Source organism: Fictibacillus phosphorivorans (assembly GCF_007673525.1).
GTDB lineage: Bacteria > Bacillota > Bacilli > Bacillales > Fictibacillaceae > Fictibacillus > Fictibacillus phosphorivorans_C.
This window is the reverse complement of sequence record NZ_VDZU01000001.1, coordinates 674,553-697,795: the sequence shown is the minus strand read 5'-3', so window position 1 is coordinate 697,795 and position 23,243 is coordinate 674,553. Positions and strand designations below refer to the sequence as shown.

Annotated in this window: 19 protein-coding genes and 1 riboswitch; of the genes, 4 read left to right on the top strand and 15 right to left on the bottom strand. The window is 37.2% G+C overall.

Going from position 1 to position 23,243, the window contains the following annotated elements; genetic code table 11:
- Positions 1 to 32: 32 nt before the first annotated feature.
- From FS458_RS03245 to FS458_RS03205, 9 genes are read right to left on the bottom strand one after another with little or no spacing between them, the layout of a single operon-like run.
- Entirely contained in the window at positions 33 to 1,193 is a 1,161-nt protein-coding gene (locus FS458_RS03245) for a DegT/DnrJ/EryC1/StrS family aminotransferase (protein ID WP_144697810.1), read from the bottom strand.
- A gap of 30 nt (positions 1,194 to 1,223) precedes the next feature.
- The gene (locus tag FS458_RS03240) at positions 1,224 to 1,829 is read right to left on the bottom strand and encodes an acetyltransferase (protein ID WP_144697808.1); all 606 of its coding nucleotides are present in this window, start codon (positions 1,827 to 1,829) and stop codon (positions 1,224 to 1,226) included.
- Between the two features lie 9 nt (positions 1,830 to 1,838).
- Positions 1,839 to 2,987 carry a UDP-N-acetylglucosamine 2-epimerase gene (gene neuC / locus FS458_RS03235; protein ID WP_260858304.1) on the bottom strand — a complete coding sequence of 383 codons (1,149 nt, stop codon included), beginning with the start codon at positions 2,985 to 2,987 and terminating at the stop codon, positions 1,839 to 1,841.
- A complete protein-coding gene (gene neuB, locus FS458_RS03230) occupies positions 2,984 to 4,018 on the bottom strand; it encodes an N-acetylneuraminate synthase (RefSeq protein WP_144697806.1) in 1,035 nt (344 codons plus the stop codon). The genes neuC and neuB overlap by 4 nt, the downstream gene beginning before the upstream one ends.
- A gap of 1 nt (position 4,019) precedes the next feature.
- On the bottom strand, positions 4,020 to 4,712 hold the full coding sequence (locus tag FS458_RS03225) for a cytidylyltransferase domain-containing protein (protein ID WP_144697804.1): 693 nt from the start codon (positions 4,710 to 4,712) through the stop codon (positions 4,020 to 4,022).
- Positions 4,713 to 4,721: 9 nt separating this feature from the next.
- Positions 4,722 to 5,726 (bottom strand): UDP-N-acetylglucosamine 4,6-dehydratase family protein, encoded by a 1,005-nt coding sequence (locus tag FS458_RS03220; RefSeq protein WP_144697802.1) that lies wholly within the window; start codon positions 5,724 to 5,726, stop codon positions 4,722 to 4,724.
- Positions 5,727 to 5,751: 25 nt separating this feature from the next.
- The gene (locus tag FS458_RS03215) at positions 5,752 to 6,978 is read right to left on the bottom strand and encodes a hypothetical protein (protein WP_144697800.1); all 1,227 of its coding nucleotides are present in this window, start codon (positions 6,976 to 6,978) and stop codon (positions 5,752 to 5,754) included.
- A 29-nt stretch (positions 6,979 to 7,007) separates the two neighbouring features.
- Positions 7,008 to 8,015, bottom strand: a complete 1,008-nt coding sequence (locus tag FS458_RS03210; RefSeq protein ID WP_144697798.1) for a polysialyltransferase family glycosyltransferase — start codon at positions 8,013 to 8,015, stop codon at positions 7,008 to 7,010.
- An 8-nt stretch (positions 8,016 to 8,023) separates the two neighbouring features.
- Positions 8,024 to 9,310 (bottom strand): lipopolysaccharide biosynthesis protein, encoded by a 1,287-nt coding sequence (locus FS458_RS03205; RefSeq protein WP_144697796.1) that lies wholly within the window; start codon positions 9,308 to 9,310, stop codon positions 8,024 to 8,026.
- 250 nt (positions 9,311 to 9,560) lie between these two features.
- On the opposite strand from FS458_RS03205, the gene secA2 reads away from it, so the two are divergent.
- Together secA2 and FS458_RS03195 are read left to right on the top strand one after the other, a co-directional pair.
- Positions 9,561 to 11,942: an accessory Sec system translocase SecA2 gene (gene secA2, locus FS458_RS03200; RefSeq protein ID WP_144697794.1), complete on the top strand. Its 2,382-nt coding sequence runs from the start codon at positions 9,561 to 9,563 to the stop codon at positions 11,940 to 11,942.
- Between the two features lies 1 nt (position 11,943).
- Entirely contained in the window at positions 11,944 to 12,834 is an 891-nt protein-coding gene (locus FS458_RS03195; RefSeq protein ID WP_144697792.1) for an accessory Sec system S-layer assembly protein, read from the top strand.
- 139 nt (positions 12,835 to 12,973) lie between these two features.
- Here FS458_RS03195 and FS458_RS03190 read toward each other — a convergent pair whose 3' ends face one another.
- The 5 genes from FS458_RS03190 to FS458_RS03170 form a co-directional block, all read right to left on the bottom strand.
- Positions 12,974 to 13,693 carry a hypothetical protein gene (locus FS458_RS03190; RefSeq protein ID WP_144697790.1) on the bottom strand — a complete coding sequence of 240 codons (720 nt, stop codon included), beginning with the start codon at positions 13,691 to 13,693 and terminating at the stop codon, positions 12,974 to 12,976.
- Positions 13,694 to 13,908: 215 nt separating this feature from the next.
- Positions 13,909 to 16,689, bottom strand: a complete 2,781-nt coding sequence (locus tag FS458_RS03185) for a SpoIID/LytB domain-containing protein (protein WP_144697788.1) — start codon at positions 16,687 to 16,689, stop codon at positions 13,909 to 13,911.
- A 323-nt stretch (positions 16,690 to 17,012) separates the two neighbouring features.
- Positions 17,013 to 17,639 (bottom strand): class D sortase, encoded by a 627-nt coding sequence (locus tag FS458_RS03180; protein ID WP_144697786.1) that lies wholly within the window; start codon positions 17,637 to 17,639, stop codon positions 17,013 to 17,015.
- A gap of 8 nt (positions 17,640 to 17,647) precedes the next feature.
- Complete coding sequence (locus FS458_RS03175; RefSeq protein WP_144697784.1) at positions 17,648 to 18,679, bottom strand: processed acidic surface protein; 1,032 nt, start codon at positions 18,677 to 18,679, stop codon at positions 17,648 to 17,650.
- Between the two features lie 126 nt (positions 18,680 to 18,805).
- Positions 18,806 to 19,471, bottom strand: a complete 666-nt coding sequence (locus FS458_RS03170; protein ID WP_144697782.1) for an HAD family hydrolase — start codon at positions 19,469 to 19,471, stop codon at positions 18,806 to 18,808.
- 260 nt (positions 19,472 to 19,731) lie between these two features.
- On the opposite strand from FS458_RS03170, the gene FS458_RS03165 reads away from it, so the two are divergent.
- Positions 19,732 to 21,081, top strand: coding sequence for a sugar transferase (locus tag FS458_RS03165; protein WP_066398112.1), 1,350 nt, complete (start codon positions 19,732 to 19,734; stop codon positions 21,079 to 21,081).
- Between the two features lie 148 nt (positions 21,082 to 21,229).
- A complete protein-coding gene (locus FS458_RS03160; RefSeq protein ID WP_144697780.1) occupies positions 21,230 to 22,135 on the top strand; it encodes a C39 family peptidase in 906 nt (301 codons plus the stop codon).
- Between the two features lie 80 nt (positions 22,136 to 22,215).
- Here FS458_RS03160 and FS458_RS03155 read toward each other — a convergent pair whose 3' ends face one another.
- Positions 22,216 to 23,052 (bottom strand): endo alpha-1,4 polygalactosaminidase, encoded by an 837-nt coding sequence (locus FS458_RS03155; protein WP_144697778.1) that lies wholly within the window; start codon positions 23,050 to 23,052, stop codon positions 22,216 to 22,218.
- Between the two features lie 36 nt (positions 23,053 to 23,088).
- Positions 23,089 to 23,180, bottom strand: a riboswitch (cyclic di-GMP riboswitch).
- Between the last annotated feature and the right edge of the window lie 63 nt (positions 23,181 to 23,243).

Here is a 23,243-nt window from a genome sequence, read left to right as displayed (position 1 = left end):
TACTTTGGAATCTGCTTTTAATATTAATAAAATTATATTTTAGCGCTCTCTGTTACGAAGCACTTCTTCACTTGTTCAATCACTCGCTGTTGTTGCTCTACTGTCATATTCGATCCAGAAGGCAAGCACACACCATTATAGAATAGATAATCAGAAATACTTTCTTCACCGTGTGTAAAATACTTTATTCCATCAAATAAAGGTTGAAGATGCAACGGTTTCCATACTGGACGTGCCTCAATATTATGTTCATTTAAATAGTTTATAAGGTCCATCGGCTTAAGCGAGGTTTTCTCAGGATTGATTGTCAGAGCTGTCAGCCATCTTGTAGATCGGCCAAACTCAGCTTCTGGCATCATTTCAATCGCTTCGATTTCAGAAAAAGCAATTTTATAACGATCAAAGACTTCTCTTCTCGCGTTCACTCTTTCATCTAATACCTCTAATTGAGCTCTTCCTACACCCGCAAGAATATTACTCATACGATAGTTATAGCCCATTTTGCTGTGTTGATAGTGCGGTGCTTGATCTCTTGCTTGTGTCGCAAGGAAACGAGCTCTGCTTAATGCTTCTGTATCATCTGATACAAGCATCCCACCGCCAGATGTTGTAATGATCTTATTTCCGTTAAAAGAAAAGATACCATACTTTCCTATCGTACCACTTGCTTTATCTTTGTACGTTGCCCCAAGTGATTCAGCAGCGTCTTCCACAATAGGTACGTTATAGCGATTACAGATTTCTTGGATCGGGTCCATATCAGCACTCTGTCCGTATAAGTTAACAACGATTACTGCTTTTGGAAGGGTGTTCGTTTTCTCTGCTTCTTTAAACGCTTTTTCAAGAGCGATCGGTGACATGTTCCAGCTCTCACGTTCTGAGTCGATAAATACTGGAATCGCTCCACAATAAAGAATGGGATTCGCACTTGCGATAAACGTTAAAGAAGAACAGAATACAGTGTCACCACTTTTTACGCCTAGCAGATCTAGTGCAAGATGGATACCTGCTGTACCTGAACTGATTGCGGCAGCACCTTTTGATCCCACATATTCAGAGATTTCTTTTTCAAATAAATCAACGTTTGGTCCAAGTGGAGCAATCCAGTTCGTTTCAAATGCTTCGTTAATATATTTTTGTTCATTCCCGCTCATATGGGGAGTAGATAATAAGATTCTATCGTTTGCAGACATTTTGCCAACCTGCTTTCTCATAAGATTTACTTATTTTGATTTAATGACCTTCGCTGGACAACCTACCGCCACGGTATGATCAGGAATATCATGAATGACTGCTGCCCCTGCACCAATCACAGCTCCCACTCCCACCTTAACCGATTGAATGACCGAAGAACCAATACCAATGTGGGCATTCGATCTAACAGAAACATTACCAGCAAGATGGACGCCAGGAGAAAGATGAACAAAATCGCTAATCTTGCAGTCATGATCTACCGTTGCAGCGGTATTTATGATGCAATGGTCTCCGATTTCAGCCGAGTGATTGATAACACAGTTCGCCATCACCACTGTTCCATCACCGATCGTTACATGACTACCGATTATAGCAGATGGATGTATCGCAGAACCGATTCTACAGCTTAATTGACTTAGCTGCGATGCAATCGTCTCTCTAACGTTATTGTTACCAATCGCAATAATATGTTGATGTTCAGAATTTGAGATTTCGTTAATCTTTCCTAAAAGAGGAAGATCCTCTAACTTTGCTTCTGGATGATCATCATAAAATCCTGCAATCTCTTGACCGCTTGCCCTAAGGATATCGAGAACGACTTTTGCATGTCCACCAGCACCAATGATTACAAACATGTGGACCTCCTAATAAGAGATTTTCTTTTGAAGAAGTTGTTCGTTAACTTCTACATTCTTTATAATCTCTGCTACCTTCGAGCTTGTCGTTCCATCTCCGTAAACATTATGCATGGATCTCACTTCTTCAACAAAGTCATGAGAAAGAACCTTCTCCAAGCCTTGAATGATCTTCTCATCATTCGGCTGAACATCAATCACATTTCCACTTCTTTCACGGCCATTTTGTCTTGAGCCAATATTCAAAACAGGTTTTGAAAAAGAAGCAGCTTCTATAATTCCAGATGATGAGTTCCCGACTAGAGCCAAACATTGCTTTAAAACAGTCAAGTAGTCGAGATGCTGAAAGTTTGTGACAAAATCAAAACGCGGGTGATTTTGATACTCCTTATAGATACGTAAAATATGTTCAGTTCCCGCATCTGAATTAGGCATGATGCAAACGACAGATCTTTCCGTTTTCTCAACAGCATCTAATACAGCTCTCACTTGTTCTTCTATTCCCTGAATCTCTGTCGTTACGGGATGAAAGACTAAAAGAATAAAGTCTTCTTCTGCTTTAAGAGTATACTCTGCTTTCACTTCATTCCAGCTCTTGAGCTCGGCATTTTGTATCGTTTCAATACGAGGTGCTCCTACTGGATACACCCTCCACACATCCTCACCCATTTTACGAAGTCTTTCCGCACTTTTTTCTGTAGCAGGAAAGTGAATGTGTGAAAACTTTGAGATAGAATGGCGCACTGACTCATCAATTGAACCGGATACTTCTCCACCATGAAAATGAGCGATCGGTATGTTAAGGTGTGCTGCAGCAATGCTCGCTGCTAGCATCTCTCCTCTGTCCCCCAAAACAATCATAAGGTCTGGTCTTGATTGCTCAAGTAACTGCGTCATTCCGAGAATCCCAATGCCTATTCCTTTAGACATGTTAGCATCCGAGTCACCTTGAAGAAGCATATCTACTTTTCCTAAAATAGCAAAACCGTCTTTTTCGATCTCGTTTACTGTCATACCGTATTGAGGAGACAGATGCATACCTGTAACAAGTAAGTTCACTTGAAAGTTAGGATCTTGCTGCAACCGCTGAAGTACTGGGTGATAGATGCCATAATCTGCACGAGTGCCTGTTACGATTGTGATTTTTTCAATACTCATAGAACATCATTCCACGTTAGAACATTATCTTCTTTGATTTCTGTTTTCACTGTTTTACCGATCAATAGTGAAAAGTATTTAGGCGGAATCCCTGTTCCTGGTCGTTTTACAGTTAAGTTCTCTTCAGTTAGAACGTCCCCTGGCTTTAAATCTTCCTGCACAACAAGGCTTTTTCGTGCTACTGATTTAGTATCTTCTTCCGAAGGCATGCACCGCTTGATTCCATCACCTAAGCTCTTCTCGACATTACGAATAGCTTGCACAAGCTCAGCAAACTCTTCAGGATTCATCGATGCTTTATGATCAGGTCCTGGCAGGTCACGATCTAAAGTAAAGTGCTTCTCAATCACTTTTGCACCCAATGTTACGGCTGCTACGGTAACTTCATAGCCTAGTGTATGATCAGAATAGCCTACTATTTTTCCGAAAGCTTGTTCCATCGTATTCATCACGCGAAGGTTAACATCTTCGCAAGGTGTCGGATAGTTAGACGTACAGTGCAGGATCGCAGTCTCAGTTCCTTTTAAAGCATCAATTGCTTCCTCTACTTCTGTAAGGTTACCCATCCCTGTAGATAAGAGCACAGGTCGATTGTATGTGCTGATTTCTTGTAAAAGTGGCAGGTTTGTAAGATCTCCTGAACCGATTTTAAAAGCATGCACACCGATCTCGTTAAGAAATTTTGCGCTATCCGGATCGAACGGAGTTGAAAGAAACTCAATTCCTAGCTGTTCGCAATAGTCCTTTAACTCAATATAATCTTCATACGATAGTTCGAGTTTTTTTAGCATATCTAACTGAGATTCCTCAGAACTTGTATTCTGTGTTTGATACTTTGCTTTCACCGCATACTTTGATACGAGCTTCTTGCTGTTGAACGTTTGAAACTTAACTGCATCTGCACCAATTTCTGCCGCTTTTTTAATCGATCGTTTAGCGAGCTGCATATCGCCGTTATGGTTTACACCAATCTCAGCAATGATATAAGCAGGTTCACCGTGACCAATTTTTTTATCACCAATTTGAAACATATTAAACAGCTCCATCTATTAAGAGTACTTCTGCTAACTTAAAATCTATTTCGTCATCTATATCAACGGATGACCTTTTGTCCATCACATATGGAATAACCTTATCTGTATAAATCGCATTCTCGATCATGAGGTGATGATGATCTGTTAGATAGATCGCCCCATTCAGCTCATACACTTCAGGAAGGTCCTGTCTACGAGTAGCCTTTTGATCAGGAAGTTCCATAAAAGGAATCAAGTAATTCTCCTTTTTGACCCTCATTAGAAATGGATGTGTGTCTGCTAATGAGACACTGACAACAGGACAATCAGATTGTAAATAAAGATCGAGTGCCTCTCTCGCATGCTGCTCTGATCTGAGCGGAGAGGTGGGTTGTAAAAGAAGGACATGGTCTGTCTCAAAGCCTTCATTTTCTTTTAAGAACTCAATCGTATGCTTTAATACATCTATTGTTGTTGCAGTATCAGATGCCAAATATTCTGGTCGAATAAAAGGAACTTCTGCACCCCACTGCTTTGCAATTTCTGCGATTTCCTCATCATCCGTAGAGACAATCACTCTTGATACATTATCAAGCTTCAATGCAGCTTCGATGGAATACGCGATCAGCGGCTTTCCATTCAAGGGCAGAACATTTTTTCTTTTAAGGCCCTTAGATCCACCTCTAGCAGGGATGATAGCGACAATATTCATAAGATCCTCCTAAAAGGTAAGTCCTTGCTCATCAATAAGTTCAAAGATTTCTTGCTTTGTGATCAATGGACTGTTATGTGAAGAATATGCTTTTCGATCTGCCTTTTTGAAACCTGCAGGTGCTTGCCAATCAGCATCTAAATGTGAATAGATCGCATACATGATCTCATTCTCATAGGCTCTTTCAGATTCTTCTAGCGTCATCAATTCTTCGTACACTTTTTCACCCGGACGAACACCAACTTCTACAATGTCAGAAACGTCAGTAACCTTGCGTTTCTCTTTAAAGTCATCGATTAGTGTTTGAGCTAGATCTTCAATCTTTAGAACAGGCATTTTCAACACGAATACTTCCCCACCCTTTGCGAGTTCAGCCGCTCGTAATACAAGTCTTGCTGCTTGTGGGATAGACATCATGAATCGTGTCATTTCTCGATCTGTTAGCGTGACAGGTTTACCCTCTTCAATCTGCATCTTAAACAATGGAATAACCGAGCCTCTTGAGCCCATAACATTTCCGAATCGAACACATGAGAAAATCGTTCTTGCTGAACCTTTATAGTATTCAGCTGCTAAGATCAGACGCTCTGAAAGAAGTTTAGTAGCACCCATCGTATTCATAGGATTTACCACTTTATCTGTACTTATAGAAACAACGCGTTCTACGTTATTCTCAATCGCCGCTTCAATGATATTTTGTACGCCGATCACATTTGTTTTTACTGCCTCAAAAGGATTGTATTCACAAGAAGGAACATGCTTAAGAGCAGCAGCATGAAAGATGACATCAATATCTTTTGTTGCATAATTTAAACGATTCTTGTCTCTGATATCACCAACGAGGTAACGTACGTTTGTGAAATCTGAGAGCTCATGCTGAAGTGCAAACTGCTTAGATTCATCTCTGCTAAAAATACGAACAACGGCAGGATTTTGGGCAAGAACTTGTCGAACGATCTCGCTTCCTATTGAACCTGTCCCACCTGTAATCAGAACTTTCTTTCCTTCTAACATACAATCACCAATCCTCATGTTTTACTTAATTTTTGTTAAAGAGCTGTGTCTTGTCCACTAGCTTATCTGTCAAATATAAAGCAGCTATCAATGCAATAGGAAGTAACGTTCGAAGACCAAAACTTTGAACTTCTGAAATTCCTAATAAATGTCCTCCATAAAAAACAACATAGCCAAATGCTAAAAACTCAACTTTTCTTGATTTTTGATACAATCCATCTGTCATTCCAGCTAGTGCAAAGAAGAATAATGTAACAACTATGATGAGTACGGCTGTTACAAGAAGAGATTCGGTCATGATGTTATCTCCAAAGAAAATGGTTGGAGCACTTCCGCCTTCTTTTCCATACATACGTTCAAATATATATCGTTTAATAGAAGTATCGTCAGGTAATGGTCTGTCTTCAAACTCAATTCGAGTCGTGAGACCGGCACCTTGTGTAACAAAGATTCGTTTTAAGATACTTTCGACGAACGTAAAAGCACTATAAGGGTTCTCGCCTGCGTTAAAAAATACCTTAGTAGCAAAATAGTAGACGACGAATACAAAGCCTGCTGAAAAAAGATACACAAAACGCTTACGGCTTTTGATGACATACAGAATGAAAAAGATAATAATAAGGAACAAAGTATTCTTATTAAGGGCTACGGAAGTAAAGATAACAGCCATAAGTGTAAATACGATCAGCAATGTGCGATTGTTTACTTTAAAGAAATTCTTCTTACTTAGCATCAATATTAAGAAAAACGGAATAACTGTATTTGCTACAATCGTAAACGTATAAAAGAAAGGAATGCCACCAGCAACATCAGGACGGCTAAACGAAGTTTGCAGCGTCTTCCCTAATACGAGCTGTATAAGTGGAATCTTTTCTGCAAAGGTGATCACATAGATAAAACAAACTGAGAATACGATCACACTGATCCATTTGATGTAGGTGTAATTTTGAAATCCTTCTGAAAGCTTGAAATCTCGTTCTAGAAATATTTGTTTCACTTTGTACTGAACAAATAGACCTGCGATCATCGCTACGTATAAAATACTCATATAGATGCTGAACCATTTTATACTGTCCTCATTCGGGACATAATATCGCTCACCACCAAAAGCATAGAAAAGCCCTGCTGGAAGAATCATGAAGGTTACCGTAACATAAAAGGCACCTGAGAAACTTTTAAGCAGGTCTTTTTTATATGCAATATAAACAAATATTAAAAACAACACCCACGGGGCAAAGCTATAAAAAAACATTTCATTTCCTCCAACTGCAGCATTCTGTTTTAGTAATCCTTAATAACATCCATAAACTCCCCATAGTAACGGTAGATCTTTTCTATCTCTGGCTGGTTCTTTTCAGCAAGATCTTGAGGTTGCAGATAAAAAGCTTTAATCTCGATCAAATCTTTAAAGATCTGATGACACGTACCTAAAGCAGATGAATAAAAAGAACCTAATCCTTCTGGTAGATAAGGATTTTTAGAAAGTTCAAATTCAATACACGTTTGAATGGTTGTAACTTTAATATTCAGTTCATTTTTTATCTTGTCCAACTTTTCAGGACTCTCACTTCGATGAGGGATATAAACCATTTCTGTATCTTGTAAATAACTTTTTACTTGTCGCAGATAATCAATATATCTTTCTTCACTTGCCATAACATTTTTCTCGCTAAGCGGTGCGCCCAAAAAGAAAAATACAGGCTTCTTTTCTTGATTCTTGCTGATCGAACTAAAGTATTCATAATTGTTTTTGACGATCTCGATGTGATCTGACTTTAGATCGAATGTCGTAAAGAACGCTATATTGGTTATTTCGTTATTTTTTGGTGCTTTTGGGGTTAATACTTTTTTAAATGCTGATTTAATGATGAATTTGGCCCCTGAATCTTGTGGCAATCTTCCATTTGAGATCATCTCAAACATCCGGATGGTCACGTTGCCATCGTCGAGGAGATAGACTTTCTTATGATTAACAGACACAACAAAATCTCGCATGATATCTGATCGATAGTCTCCAATAAAAATATAATCAACTTGCTGATATCGTTTAACAACATTACGCAAGCTAAACAGACGAGTAACCCACGTTACTTTTCCCGTTCCGCTGCCGATAACCTGTACATCTGCCCACTCTTCTTTTGACACCATGTTCGCGATCTGTTTCATGGTATTCTCATTCTCAGCTTGCAGGATTAAAAGAACGGCTTCTTCCTTTTTAATAGAAAAATGGTGCTTTGCTTCTATTGCATTAATTAATTGTAAGGGCGATTCAATCATAAATATGTTCATAGCTTCTTTCACTCCTGGCTTTCAGCTTGCAACTTTTTGTTCAGATATCTTCTCTCTTGATAAAGGTTAAAAATAAATCGAGTTAATTCTGCCGCTATCGCTGCGACTACAGCGCCCCATACACCAATGATGGGGATTAAGATCAAATTGACTCCAACGTTGACCGTTGCAGCTGAAACACTGCTAATGCCTACGATCTTAGTATTCTTGATATAAAATAATCGGGCTACGACAACAAAATAAAATCCTCTTACAATTTCAGCCGTTAGTAAAAAGATAAGTATTCCACTTACACCATTATATTTCGGTGGAAGCAGCCACTCAATAACTAATAACGAAAAGATGATGGCTAGGACCCCAAGTACAATGACTCCTACTTGGAAATATTTCATTATTTTATTTGCTTCATTCTCTTTTGCGTCCTTCATCAATCTCGTATAACGAGGAACGAAAGCGTTATTCACACCTGTATATAGCATTCCCAAAACCATTGCCATCTGAGCCGCTAATGAAAATCTTCCAAGTTCGTCAAGAGACACAAACTTCTCTAAAATGAATCGACTCGAAGCGGTAATCGCCCATCCGCTTATAACATGTGGCAATAAAGGAATACTGAAGGCCAAGCTCTGTTTAATATATTCCTTTTTGAAGGACAGCCGAACACTCTTGTAGAGGACACCTATGTATCCTAACCCAGTTCCGATTCCTGCTATGATAAAAGAAAACAAAGCCGCTTCCGGCCCTTTATTCATAAAGATCACGGCAATACTTGTAACAGCCATAACAATGACGCTTTTAATAATATTAATGACAACGAACGACTTTGCTCTCTCCTGCGCACGTAAGATCGCCATTGGAACCAGAGATAAAGAAGACGATAATGCAAAATATATTAAAATATCATAGTAAGGATCAATCGGAATATTTTTAAATAGTAATGGTCCAACGATTGGCTTTAATAATAGAAGTAAAGCGGAAATTAAACCTGCAAACACCACTGTAAACATTACTACAGACCCCAGATATTCTTTTTGTTCTTTACTGTTTTCTTTGTAATCGTAATACAGTCTAGTAATGGCTCCGTGTAATGAAAGAATCATTAGAAGCTGCAGAATCCAAACATATGATTGGACGGTTGTGAAAATACCATATTCCCCTGGAGTAAAATATTTCGTAAAAACAGGTAAAAGGATGATACCTGTTAGTGGAGGTAACATCGTTGCAAACGTATACCAGAATGAGTTCACGAAAAATTTATTCGTAAGAAGTTTTTTTATCTTTGGTGAGTATTTCATGTATCGCTTTCCTCGCAATTTTGTTTCGTCTTTTCTTTCGACATGTTTTTTTCAAAATCATCATAATCATACCACTGTATATCTTCATTTTAAACTAACTATATCCCATCAATACTTCTTCGTAGAAAGTTTGATTATAGGTCCTAAATGAAAAATGTTATATAAATATAAAATTATTCCAATAAATCTCTAAAATTTAGTATTTTATGTTATAATTTCACTAATATTGTAATGAATTGGGAGATGAATTATGTTATTGGGGTTAAAGGCATCTAGTAAGTCTAATAAGACATTTAAAAGATTTAAAAAATCTATAGAAACAATTAATAAATTAGAATCATCTTATCAAAAACTGAGTGATTTAGAGTTAAAAGAAAAAACACTCCTGTTTAAGGAAGCTCTATCTAATGGCAAGTCTATCGATGACATTTCTGAAGAAGCTTTCGCAACGGTCCGAGAAGCTGCATTTCGTGTTCTTGGTCTTCGTGCATATGATGTTCAGCTCATTGGTGGTCTTGCTTTATTAAATAATGAAATTGCAGAAATGCAAACTGGAGAAGGTAAAACACTAGTAGCAGCTTTTCCAAGTTACGTAAAAGCTTTAGAAGGAAAAGGCGCACATGTTATTACCGTGAATGAATACTTAGCCAATCGAGACTATGAAACAATAGGAAAAATTCATGAGTTTTTAGGATTAACGGTAGGTTTAAATATTTCGCAAATGGACCCTGTTGAAAAACAGCAGGCATACTTGTGTGATCTTACATATGGAACCGGAAGTGAATTTGGTTTTGATTATCTGCGAGATAATATGGTGCAGGATATCTCTCAACGTGTCCAACGCCCTCTTCATTTTGCTCTTATTGATGAAGTAGATAGCATTTTGATCGATGAGGCGAAAACACCGCTTGTTATCGCAAGTAAATCAAGTGAATCAGCTAATTTGTTTAAAGTAACAGCTCTTGTTGTAGAAAATTTTCAAAATGATGTTGATTACAACTTAGAAGTAAATACAAAGCAAGTCTTCCTTACTGATGAGGGAGCAAACAAGATCGAGCGTGCTTTCGGAATCAATAACTTGTATGATGCAGAACATCAGCTTCTTAACCATTTTGTCAATCAGTCGCTTAAAGCACTAGTGATCATGCGTAAAGATATCGATTATATCATTCGAGAAGGCAAAATTATGCTTGTAGATCAATTTACAGGTAGAGTAATGGACGGCCGCAGCTATAGCAATGGACTTCACCAAGCGATTGAAGCAAAAGAAGGCGTTGAAATCACAGAAGAGAACCAAACATTTGCGACAATCACCATCCAAAATTACTTTCAATTATATAGGTCGCTGTCTGGTTTAACTGGAACAGCCCTTACGGATAAGGATGAATTTCTTCAAACATACGGTCTAGCTGTATCTGTCATCCCTACGAATCGCGATAGACAGAGAATTGACTTAGAAGACGTTGTCTATGAAACATCAGAACAGAAATATAAGAAAATCATTGATACCGTTAAAGAACTCTACAAAGAGAAACGGCCAGTATTAATCGGTACAACTTCGATCGAACAGTCAGAAAAGCTTGCTGAAGGTCTCAAAAAGGCTAAGATTCCTCACCAGCTTCTTAATGCTAAGAGTGAAGAATTAGAAGCAGAAATGATCTCCAAAGCCGGAAAACAAGGCATGATTACCATTGCTACTAATATGGCAGGACGCGGGACTGATATCATGCTAGATGAAAAAGTAAAACAAGCTGGCGGTCTTTTCATTCTTGGAACAGAGCGTCATGAAAGCCGCAGGATTGATAACCAATTAAGGGGCCGTGCAGGCCGTCAAGGTGATCCTGGAACAACTCAATTTGTGATTTCACTTGAAGACGAATTATTCAACCTATACGATCAAGAGCTTATTGAAAATTGGAAGAAAAAAATAAAGACAGATGAAAACGGTCAAGTAATGTCACCTAAAGCTATCAAGTATATTTCAAATGTACAAGAAGCGATTGAGAGTATCCATTATTCGTCTCGTTCTCATATGTTGAAGCTAGAAAGCGTTATTGAAAATCAGAGAGACACGATCTATAAGCTCAGAAATGAACTTCTAGAAACAGATAACATTCGCGATCGAGCAGAAGAAACCCTGCGCTCAACAGGGTTGATGATTATCGAGCAAGAATGTCAGGAAGAATTAGTTGCCGAAGAATGGAATCTTGCTCAACTTGTTAAGCAATTATCAGAAATTTTCCCCTTCGAATCTTTTAGTATTGAAGATATAAAAGGAAAAGAACGCTATGAAATCGAAGCTGAATTCCTTCTGAAAGTAAAACATGCATTCGAACAGGAAGAACTGCTTCAACTCTGTCAGAGTGAACAGGTTCGTGGCGTTTATTTGCAGACGCTGGATCAGAATTGGATCCGACACCTTGAAAATATGCAAAACTTAAAAGAAGGAATTAACCTTCACAGTTATGGTCAAGAAGATCCGACTCGTGCATTTGAGAAAAACGGCTTTGCCCTTTTCAAAGATATGACTTTTGATTTAAACAAGGAAATTTTGAATCGAGTAAAACTATTGCTGCAGATGGAATTTAATCAGAATATAAACGATCAAGCATTAAGCACCATGGAGGTTTAGTATGTGGTCATTATTAAAAAGAAAAAAAGAAGCTGATTCCTCTTCTAAAGAAATCAACAATCCTATACAGGAAGAAGTTATAGAAGAAAGAGCAGGAAAAACCGAATTATTTGTTCATCCTGCCGTTGTGGTTAGCCCACAAGAAAAATATGTTTTTCAATATTACCACCAACTGTTACCAGATTTGCAACCAAATCAAATCTCAATTAATGGGTATGACCTCATGGTGTTTAATGATTCTGCCATTATTGAAGGCTTTATTCGAAATACACTGCCTTCGAAGATTCGCTTTGAAGAAGTGATCCTGTTAGTAATGGATTCATCTGATCAAATGCTTGCTCGTAAAGTATTTGATTTTAATATGTTGGGAGAATTGCCTCCCTCTTCGTCCATACCATGGAAATTTTTATTTGAACCCGAAGATTTCCATGTTCCATTATCAGAATGGAATTTATCAGACTGGAAACTTGCATTTGAGCTGCAAAAACAGCGTCCAACTTCCGAAACACTTGAACTTGAAGCTTCTTGGGAAGAACGCTTAAGTGCAGAAGAAAAAGAAAATTTGAAAAAGCTAATTTCGTCACTGACACCTTTAAAGAACGAAGAAGTAAATCTTTTTGGATTAAAAGCAGAGAAAGCTATTGAAAACGGCATTGCTGTAACTCTTTTGGTTCGTAATGGAACAAGTAAAAAAATCGAGTTATCTCAACTGCCTTTGCAGTTGACTAGTGCTGATGGCATTTGCTTAGCTTCAGGCGTTTTTCAACTAGAAGCTTTCTCAGTAAACCCATTCTGCAGTAAACCATGGACTTTTATTTTTCCTGAAAGCTTGGTTCAGCATATGCCGGAAGACTTTAGTGGATGGAAAGTACTTGTTCCTTCATCAAATTAAAAAACAAAAGACCAAAGTTAATGCTTTGGTCTTTTGTTTTTTTGTATACATTGTTGTTCATGGAAGTGATTGATTGCTTTACTGATAAAAAGGCGTATACAAAAAAGCGGTGTGCTATTGGGCAAACCGCTCTTCATTCTTAAATATCCTTGATTTTCTTTTCTAATTTGGCTTTAAGTTCTTTATGTTTTATTCCGTTTGCTTTAACAACCGCTTGATCCACGTATTTCATTTTTTCACTTTCTACCTGGTTTTGTTTTGCTTCATCTAATAAGGCCAATCCTTCCACATAGAAAATGGCATCTCTATTAAATTGCATAGCAGGATATACATACGTAACTTTCATATCTTTCTGTACATAACTAAAAGGGATTTCAGTAAAGATACCAGATTGTTTGTCGATCGTTTCTTCAAGTTCTTTTTGTGATTTTACAGCCGCTTTAATATCAAAAGGCTCTTTTACATGAACCGCTTCTGCTTCTTGTTGAGCAGTCAACAAAATCTTACCCGCACGAACTGCTTTATTAAATGTATTAGCTGTCTCGATCTCTTGTTCAACTGATTTCAGTTGTCCTTTTAATCGTGTTTTACGTTCACCTTTTTCTAGTTCGTTCACCATGCCAATCGCATGTGCGTATTCGGTTCTCGCTTTATCATATGGAGCATCGATTCCATTTAAATAAATGTTCTTGTCTTTATATGCTGCTCTTAATTTAACAGACGCCTCTCGTGCCTTTTCAACCGTATTCTCTGTTACTACTTTGTCATCATGCGATGCATCATAATAAGGGTTCTTTATTAAAAATGTCGCTGCAATTGCAATGATACTAAATACAATCCATTTCCATTTTGTTTTCATATTCATTCCCTTTCATCTCAGAACGTTCATCTATCATATTACCACTCGCTATTCACAATGTTCAACAAGGACCGCGCTTTCTATACATGTTGTTTACATTTAAATAAGAAACAATATTTACTTTTATTTGAAATCCGGTTAATGAATGAGCGACAAAAAAAACAAGTGCCCCAAAAGAACATCCGAAATGTCTTTTGGAGCAGCTGGTTACCTTATTAATTTGTAACGTTATAGAACAACACACCAAAATGGTCGTATGCTTTGGATGACTTTGCATCTTTTACATGTACACTAAATTTGTATGATCCTGATTTAGCGGGTAGCCATCTTAATGTTTTCTCTGTTGAATATTCTTTTAGAACGGACCACTCTTTACCGTCATATACATTAAACTTGTATAGAAGTGACTCTCCGCCGGTTGCATTAGCTGTAACATGAATGGCTGTATGAATGCGCTGTGGTGAAGCAATATCTGCTTTAACACTCTGAACGACCACTTGACCTTGCGTAACCTTGTAATCGATCACTTTGTACACATCGTAAGACTTGCTAGAAGTTTGGTCTTTTACATGTACGTTAATTTTGTAATTTCCTGCCGCCGCAGGTTTCCAATTGTACGTGTTGTTTGAAGTATAATCTTGCATTCTTACAAATGCACCACCATCTTTTGATACCCAAAACTTGTACAATTTAGTTGTACCGCCTTTTGCATTTGCTGTTACTTTAATTGAAGTATTAGCTGCCTGAGGGGACACTTTATCTGTTACAAAACTGTCAATCGTAATTGGAGTACCAAACTGACCTGACGTTGATGCTGTAATCTTATAATCGAATGCTTTGTATGAATCATAACTTTTTGAAGATGACTGATCTTTTACATGCACGCTGACTTTATAAGTTCCTGCTGAAGTTGGCTTCCATGCGTGAGCGTTCTTTGTGCTGTAATCTTGACTCACTTTCCACGTTTTACCGTCATAGATGTTGAACTTATACAGTTTTGTAGCACCACCTGTAGCATTTGCTGAAATATTGATCAAAGTGTTTGCTAATTGCGGGCTTACTTTATCTGTTGAAATACTTTGCATCACAACAGTTTGGGCAGCTTTAGCTGAAATCTTATAATCTAGAGTTCCATAATCATCATAGCTTTTTGATGACCCAGCATCCTTAACATGAACACTGAACTTATAATCTCCCGAAACAGAAGGCGTCCAGTTGAACGTGTTCAAAGGTGAATATTCCTGAGCAACTGTCCATACACCATCTTTTAAAAGATTAAATTTATAAAGTTTTTCTTTTCCACCATCCGCATTAGCTGATACTTTAATAGGTGTTCCTGCTAATTGAGGTGATGGCTTGTCTGATGTAACACTCTTCATATCTACGTTGGAAAGGATGCTATAACTTAAAGCACTATATGCATCATAATCCTTTGCCGAATACTTGTCTTTTACATGAACACTAAACTTGTAGTTTCCACCAGCTTTTGGTATCCACGTGTACGTACTTTTTGTGGAATAGTCCTGAAGCAGCTTCCACTCTGTTCCTTCTTGCACATAAAACCGGTAGAGTTTATCGTATCCACCTACTGCATTGGCCGTTAAAGTAACGGCCGTATTCGCAGCTTGAGGGCTAGCAATACTTGCTGTTACTCCATTCATCTTAATTGGAGTATAATTATAGCTTTCCTTTACAATGCTCGTGTTTGGATAATAGTAAGACAGAATTTCTTGATACGAAATCCCCTGATTACCCATTACGTATGCGCCCCATTGGCTCATACCGATTCCGTGACCAAACCCTCCGCCACTTACTGTGAATTTTTCTGCATCAGCAGTTACAGATTTCACGTAGGGGCTTTTCATTGTATATGAACCAACAAGACTTCGAATATCATTGCTTCTATCTTCATAACGAAGAGTATGCTTTTGTAGCTTTCCTGAAGAATCCTTTATAAATTGATTCGTATCTGTTTTCTTTCTGTAATACTCTATATCAACATAACCTGTTAATAATTCTTCTGCTGTAAAGGTTGTCTTAAAATTAATACCCGTTACGTTAATAATTTTGATATCAGAATTTGAAGCGATCTGTGTGCCGATTAAAGTAGATTTTAAATTCTTGATAAACGCTGCATCTGCTTCTGAGACTGAGTTCCACCAAAGCTCTGGTTTAGCCAAGTCTCTTCCAATCATACTAATCTGCTGTTTTTTGATATTATACGACCAATTTGTGTTCTTGCCGCTCTGAATATCATAAGGATCTTGTTTCTTTGTAAAATACGCATATAGCGGAGTTCCGTATGTATTTGTGTTAGATAGCATCATTCCTCCATTACTAGAATAATAGAGAGTTTCAGCATATTTACTTCCAAATTTCAGAACTTCACCAGTTGTTTCATTTACAGCACGATTTGAGTTGTCGTACCATGTATAACCGCCATAAACTTGGTTAGCTTGCGTATCAACCATTGTTTTGCCTGCATGTCTCATTGCATAAGTTCTTGCTGCAAGAGTTCCTGCTTTTAACGTATTAACGTTCCAAGTTCCATGCATCTCTTTAGGAGTTACACCTTTAACATAATCCTCTATTAAAAGAGAGTTAATAGGTCTTACATATTTTCCACTCTCTACAACAAAAGTGAAAACTCCTGTATATTTCATGCCTTGAATGGTAATAAAGTGGTCTGTTCCGTATTTAACAGGATGAACAGAAAAGGTTGAACCATAAGATTTTATGAATGTTGTACCTTTGTAAAGATTCAACATTCCAGACTCAATTTTAATCGTATATCCACTGCCCGAAATAGTTCGGCGGTCACTATCTACTATGTACTTGCCGTTCACCTCTACCGAGATACTGCTTTTGTTTCCTAAATAGTTTTGTAGCTTAACATTAACAATCTCATTGTTTACTTCTGCCGACGCATTTGTTGCAAGATGTGGAGATATTAACAACCCCATAAGTACAAAAAATAATACTACAAATTTCTTCATTTCCGCCCCTCTTTCTTCATTATTCTACTAAAATTGCATAATTATAGTATATTAACCTATTTTTGTAATAACAAGATAAATTAGAAAAAAAAGTAAATATTATTTTCTTTAGACGGATATGAGTTGAGCAATTGTTTCTAATTCACATAAATAACGGCGAAATTATCTTAAAATATACAAAGATGAGAAATATACTATGTCATAGAACTATCTTTATTATCGTCAGCACCACTTATTTCTTGAGTCCATCAGGATGAATGACAGGTCATTTATTCATAAAAAAATACAGCTCCCTCAGATGAGTTAGCTGTATCTGTCTTTTTTTATTTTTTATCACTTTTAATCAAGTAAGCTACTAATACATAACGATCAGGAGCAGCACCTACAAAGGTAAAGGGATAACATGTACTTACCGTTAACGTTGCGCGAGGCACTGAAACGATCACTGAACGATCATCCTTATCAACGATACGTACTTTTCTAACTTTATACGTGAAGGTTCCAGCTGTTGTCTCTACAACTAATAAGTCACCTTTTCCTACTTCACCTAATTTGCGAAAGACTGTATCACGATGACCTGAAAGTACGGAATTGTCTTTTTCACCTGGCAGTACACTGTCTGCAAAGTGACCAACTCCTTTTTCTAGTTCATCTTCATTCGTACCATGATAAATAGGTAGAACAGCATCAAGCTTCGGAATTCTTAACTCTCCCATCTGCTCTCCTATTTTTGGTCGTACTTCATATAATGATAGTTTTTCAGTCTTTTCACTTTTTTTAGTGCTCTCCGTTGCCTGCACCTTTTCATTGCTATCAGTAAATGTTTTTTCTGAACCAAACTTGAACATCAGATATCCTTTTGTTAACTGATAGATGCTAGTGGAAGAAAACCATACACCACCTGAAATCAATGCTACTGAAAGGATAAGCAGAATCCATTTTTTTCTCATATCAATTCCTATTTTACAGAAATTGCACGACGTCTAACCCATAATCCAAGAGCTAGCATCCCTGCTCCTAGGATCACGTAATCAGCATGATATCCAGCTGTTTTAGGCAACTTCGCACCGTTAACTGTTTTAGCAGGCTTTTGAGGCTTTGCAGCTACAGGTGTTTCTTTGATCTCTTTCCCTGTATCTGTGATGATTTCAGAGTCAAACATATCTGCCGTAAGGATAAAATCTGCTAAAAACTCTCCATCTACTGCACTATACAACTCTACTAAAACACTATATCCCTTTAAATCATCCATAAAGATCAATTCTTTATAGCTAATAGAAGTTTTATTTCCATCTTTATCTAAAAGATAAATTTCTCCGTCTAATTTCAAGATCTTCATTAACTCACTTGTTAAATATAGAAGTTCTGAAACTTGATCATCCGTCAATTCACTTACACTCTCGAAATCTTGAAAAGCCATCATACGATTGGCAATTTCGTCTAGTCTTTCTTCATTCTCAGGCATGCTTAACTCCTCATCAAGCATTTCTAAGTGAGCCACCAAACGGTCGATCTCATCTCCAGTTAACCCAAAAGTGTCTGCTAGGAAGCCCAGAAATTCTTCATCAAACATTTCTTCGTCTTCCCACTCATAACCGATGTAGTCCATCACAGCGAAGTCAAGGTCGTCTATATAAAGATAGTTTTCTACAGAGTCCCCGTTTTCTTCCAATACTTTTACAACATCAGTATCGTACTCTTCACTAAGTTGATCTACATTACTCAAGTCAGCTAAAATAACTTCACCTAAATATTCTTTCATCTCTTCAATTGATTCGAACTCATCTACACCATCTTCAAGAAAGCTGTATGTATTTAAGTATTCGTTGAAATCATCTGCTGTAAGTGTATCCCATCCACGCTCCGCACTCACTTCTTTTAAGTAAGTATCCAAATCTGTCTCGTCGATCGCAGCTGATGCTGGTGATGGTGACGCGAAAAACCCTAAAATCATTGCGAATGCTAAAACTAACCCTACTAACTTTTTCACTCAATAGCCCCCTGCCAAAATATGTTTATATTTTACTAATATAGTATAATTCGTAGGCACAAAATAATATATAAAATATTGTAGACAAATTTCGACATCCTGCTGTTTAAAAGGGTTTATTGGGGTTTATTTAGGACTTTTATACGTAGTTTCTTTATTTATTTTAAACAACTGTTTAAATGTATGAATGTCTTTTATATAATGGTCTGGTTCATCCTTAAAAGTAGATGTTTGAACAGTGGGCAGCCAATGAACACCAACCGTCATAACTTCAGCCGCTTTCCCTGCAGAAATGTCCGCATCACTATCTCCAATAAAAGCTGCAGCATCTTTAGATACACCTAACATTTCTATAGCTTTTAAAATACCTTCTGGATGTGGCTTAGGCTGATCTACATCATCGCCGGAAATAAATACATCAAAATATTTCTTCATACTTAGTTTTTCTAACGAAAGATCTAAACTTCTTTTTGCTTTACCTGTAACGATTCCTAACAAATATCCTTCTTCTTTTAAGAGGGATAGAAAATCATGCATCTGTTGATTGTTATCAACTAACTCTTCGTGCTTTTCTTCATAGTGTAAGTAATATCTTTCAATGGCTTCATCTGTATTCGGATGAGTTATATTTTCGCGAATAATCCCTGTTTCAGAAGGACCAAACATACTAATTATGTCCTTTTCCGTAACATCTTTTTGGTCATATTCTTTAAAAACTGACTGAAAAGCATAAAAACAAACAGGTAATGTATCTGCCACAGTTCCATCAAAATCAAAAATAAATGCTTTCATAGAAAATTTCACTGCTTTCCCTATAAATTTGTAATTTTATTCATATTTCGCACTTTTTCGAAGAAATCCTCTAAGCTTGTTACAACATGCTTTTACAGGTTTCTAATATTTCACATTGGGTATTGTAAAAATTGTCGAGAATAAACATATGTTCACTTGTTTTTTAAAGGGTTAAGCGTTACATTGTATATAGTAAATTTTTCAACATGTCAACGCATTTCTTCCAGAACATAGTTTTCAAGATAAGGAGAAATTAATGAATGAATAAAATTGAATCACCAACACAAAAGATAACAGTTCTTTTAACAGATCTTGTTCTCATTACGCTTTCGTATTTCATAGCCCTGTTATTAAGAAGACCCGATCTTGAGGTTAGAAACTGGGACGCATCCTTAGCTGTCCTGCCTTGGATTCTCGTTGTAAGTCTATTCTTCTTAGCGGCTTATGAAATGTACTCGTTTCACCGTAAGACCATTTGGGACATCTACAGCAATATTTTCATCGTAACCACTTTTATCATGTTCTTTACGATGGCAGCATCGTTCATGTTCCGAGCATTCGCCTTACCGCGTTCAGTCATTTTACTTGCATACTTGTTATCAATCGTTCTACTAATCTCATTTAAATTGATTCTAGTGAATACATCACGTAAGAGTAATGAAGGAACAGTACTATTCGTTACAAGAGAAGCAACAGATGAATTAAAGTACCTTTACCCCTCATTAAACAACATGTCTGTAAAAACAATCAGTCCGGATTCTCCATTTGATGATGTAGCTGAAGCTCTCTCATCCGCTGATTGCTTAATGATCGGCCCTGATTGCCCAGAAGAAACAAAATCCAAACTCATTTTTTATTCTATGAAAAATGATAAATTGGTTTATGTTGTACCATCTTTGTATGACTTACTTGTTTCTAAATCAGTGATTACTTCACTAGATGATACAATGATTGTTGGTGTTAAGCCTTTCGGACTTACGTTTGATCAATTACTAGTAAAGCGTGTGTTTGATATCACCTTATCACTCATCATGCTGATCGTTCTTTCCCCTCTTTTCTTACTTGCAGCGATTGCGATTAAGATCGAGGAACCAAAAGGCACAATCTTTTACAAACAAGAAAGAGCTGGAAGACATAATCGTCCGTTCATGATCTACAAGTTCCGTTCAATGGTTATGAATGCAGAGGCATTAACTGGCCCTACTCTGGCTGAACAGAACGATAACCGTATCACAAAAGCTGGCCGATTCTTACGTGCAACCCGCATTGATGAACTGCCACAGTTAATTAACGTACTAGCAGGACACATGTCTATCATTGGGCCGCGTCCTGAGCGTGAGTTTTTCATTCAGCAGTTCACGAAAAGCAACAAATCCTATCAATACCGTAATACAGTTAAACCAGGAATTACAGGTTACGCACAAATTATGGGTAAATATACGACAGACGTAGAGAACAAGCTTCGCTTCGATCTATATTACATCAGAAACTATTCGTTTTGGATGGATCTTGTTATCCTGCTTCGTACGATAAACGTAGTACTTGATAAAACGAAAGCAGAAGGTGGAGCAACAAAACCTGCTAAAGAAACAAAAACTATACAAATGTAATAGGTAAGGACAGGAGAATTCTCCTGTCCTTTTTCTATGTTTTGGATATTATGAGAGAATATAATCATCATTCCCTATTGATGAAAATTTTGTCAAATATTACGATATAAAAGTGAATCAGATCGAATTTTCTTTAGGGAGGAAAAAAATGAAATTTGTTTTAAAAAGTCTTGTCCTTTTTTGTATGGTTTTCACAGCGGTGGCCTTCACTCATGCAGATGGTGTATCTGCAGCTGCATCTATCAACAAAACGTACTATGTAAAAGGTGACGTTGTTAACATTCGTTCGGGAACGGGAACCAATTATCCAACCGTTACACAAGTCAAATACGGAACAAAGCTACAAGCTTTTCAATATGCATATAACAGCAAAAAAGAAGTCTGGTACCACGTTACTTTGCCTAATGGACAGAAGGGATGGATCGCAAGCTGGCTGATCACTTCAACCGCTCCTGCTTACTCTCCTATAAACGCTCCACTTATTTCTCAAATGCCTGAGCTTCCAAGAGGATGTGAGGTGACAAGCCTTGCGATGATGCTTCATCATGCAGGTAAGAAAGTGAGTAAGGTGACTCTTGCTTATGAAGTGAAAGAAGATCCAACTCCTTATCGAAAAGTGGATGGAAAAGTATATTTCGGAAATCCAAACGTTGGATTTGTAGGAAACATGTATACGTATAATAAGCCTGGTTACGGCGTGTATAATAAACCCGTTGAAAGCTTAGCTAGACAATACCTTGGAAACCGTGTTGTAAATCTATCTGGTCAATCCTTCACAGAGGTCAAAAAACAACTTGATAAGAAAAAACCCGTTTGGGTGATAGCAAACTCATGGTTCACAAAGCTTCCTGAATCACAATTTACATATTTCTACACACCCCAAGGGAAGATAAAAGTGACATATCGTGAGCATTCTGTATTGGTAACAGGTTATAGCGGTGGGTATGTTTATTTTAACGATCCACTATCAAACCAAAAGAATAGAAAGCTACGTTTAAATAATTTTATTGCAGCATGGGAACAGATGGGCAAACAAGCGATTAGTTATAACTAAACAAATACAGAAAAAAGCCAGCGTATATTGCAACGCTGGCTTTTTTTCATCCTAATTAGTTTGGTGCTATGGCTCATGTTTTAAAATACATCATACGACTTCTTATCATGATAGTGCAGAAAGTTAAATTTTTTTGCGTAACTTTTACTTTTACGTTCCGACTTCGTAGACACCGTCATAATTTGAGTTTTCCCCAATTGTTGTATCTTTTTCAACTTACTAATTTGAATCTGAGCCCACTCATTTGTTGATACTTCATTGTAATCAAAACCTTCCCACATGAAGCCATCCATATACTTATGAGTATGCTGGATCGTCTCCATACCCCAATTCTGTACCATAAGGAGGTTTGGAAATCTTTCGTTACTTTCTTTAAGAAAGTTTTTTAGTCCATCCAATTGCTTTTTATATATCGTATTTTGCTCTAAATGTTCGTTATCGATGTTTCCTACTGTATCAAAGAAAACACCGTCCATTCCTTTTGAAGAAACTTGTCTTTCCATTTCATCTATCAGGATATTATGATAGTTTTTACTCGTAATATCCATTAAAAAAGAATCCCATTGCTCATAATGAACTTTATCGCCATTTCTGTAAAAATAGTCATTTTCAGAAAGAAGCTCCATCCTTTTCTGATTCCATGTTGGTGTTTCCATAACACTAATATAGCCCAGAACAATCGTCCCGTTTTGTTTCAGGTATTGAACTTGCTCTTTTGTGTATAGCTGTGGTTCGATCACAATTAAATCATAAGATCGCAACTTGTTTAGTATACGTTCTGTTGGTGCAGAGTAATAAATCTTGTAGTTCTTTACCTTTTGCAAACCACTGTTTACATCCTCAGCAGAGCCAGGATTAGGATTTAGCGACATAAATCCCAAAGTAAAAATCGCCATTATTAATAACCACTTCTTCATAAAAAATTCCCCCGATTCATACGAGGGATGGGTTGGTTTCGCGGACTGGCAATCTTTATTCAAAAAAAGAGAATCGAAGACCCATATCTTTGCGTCCTTGGTTTTCACCAAGTTTGCCCATCACCACAGTATTTAATTAGTTATTTCCAGTTTATAGGTTTTGAATCCATATGACAATAGAATCAGCTTTA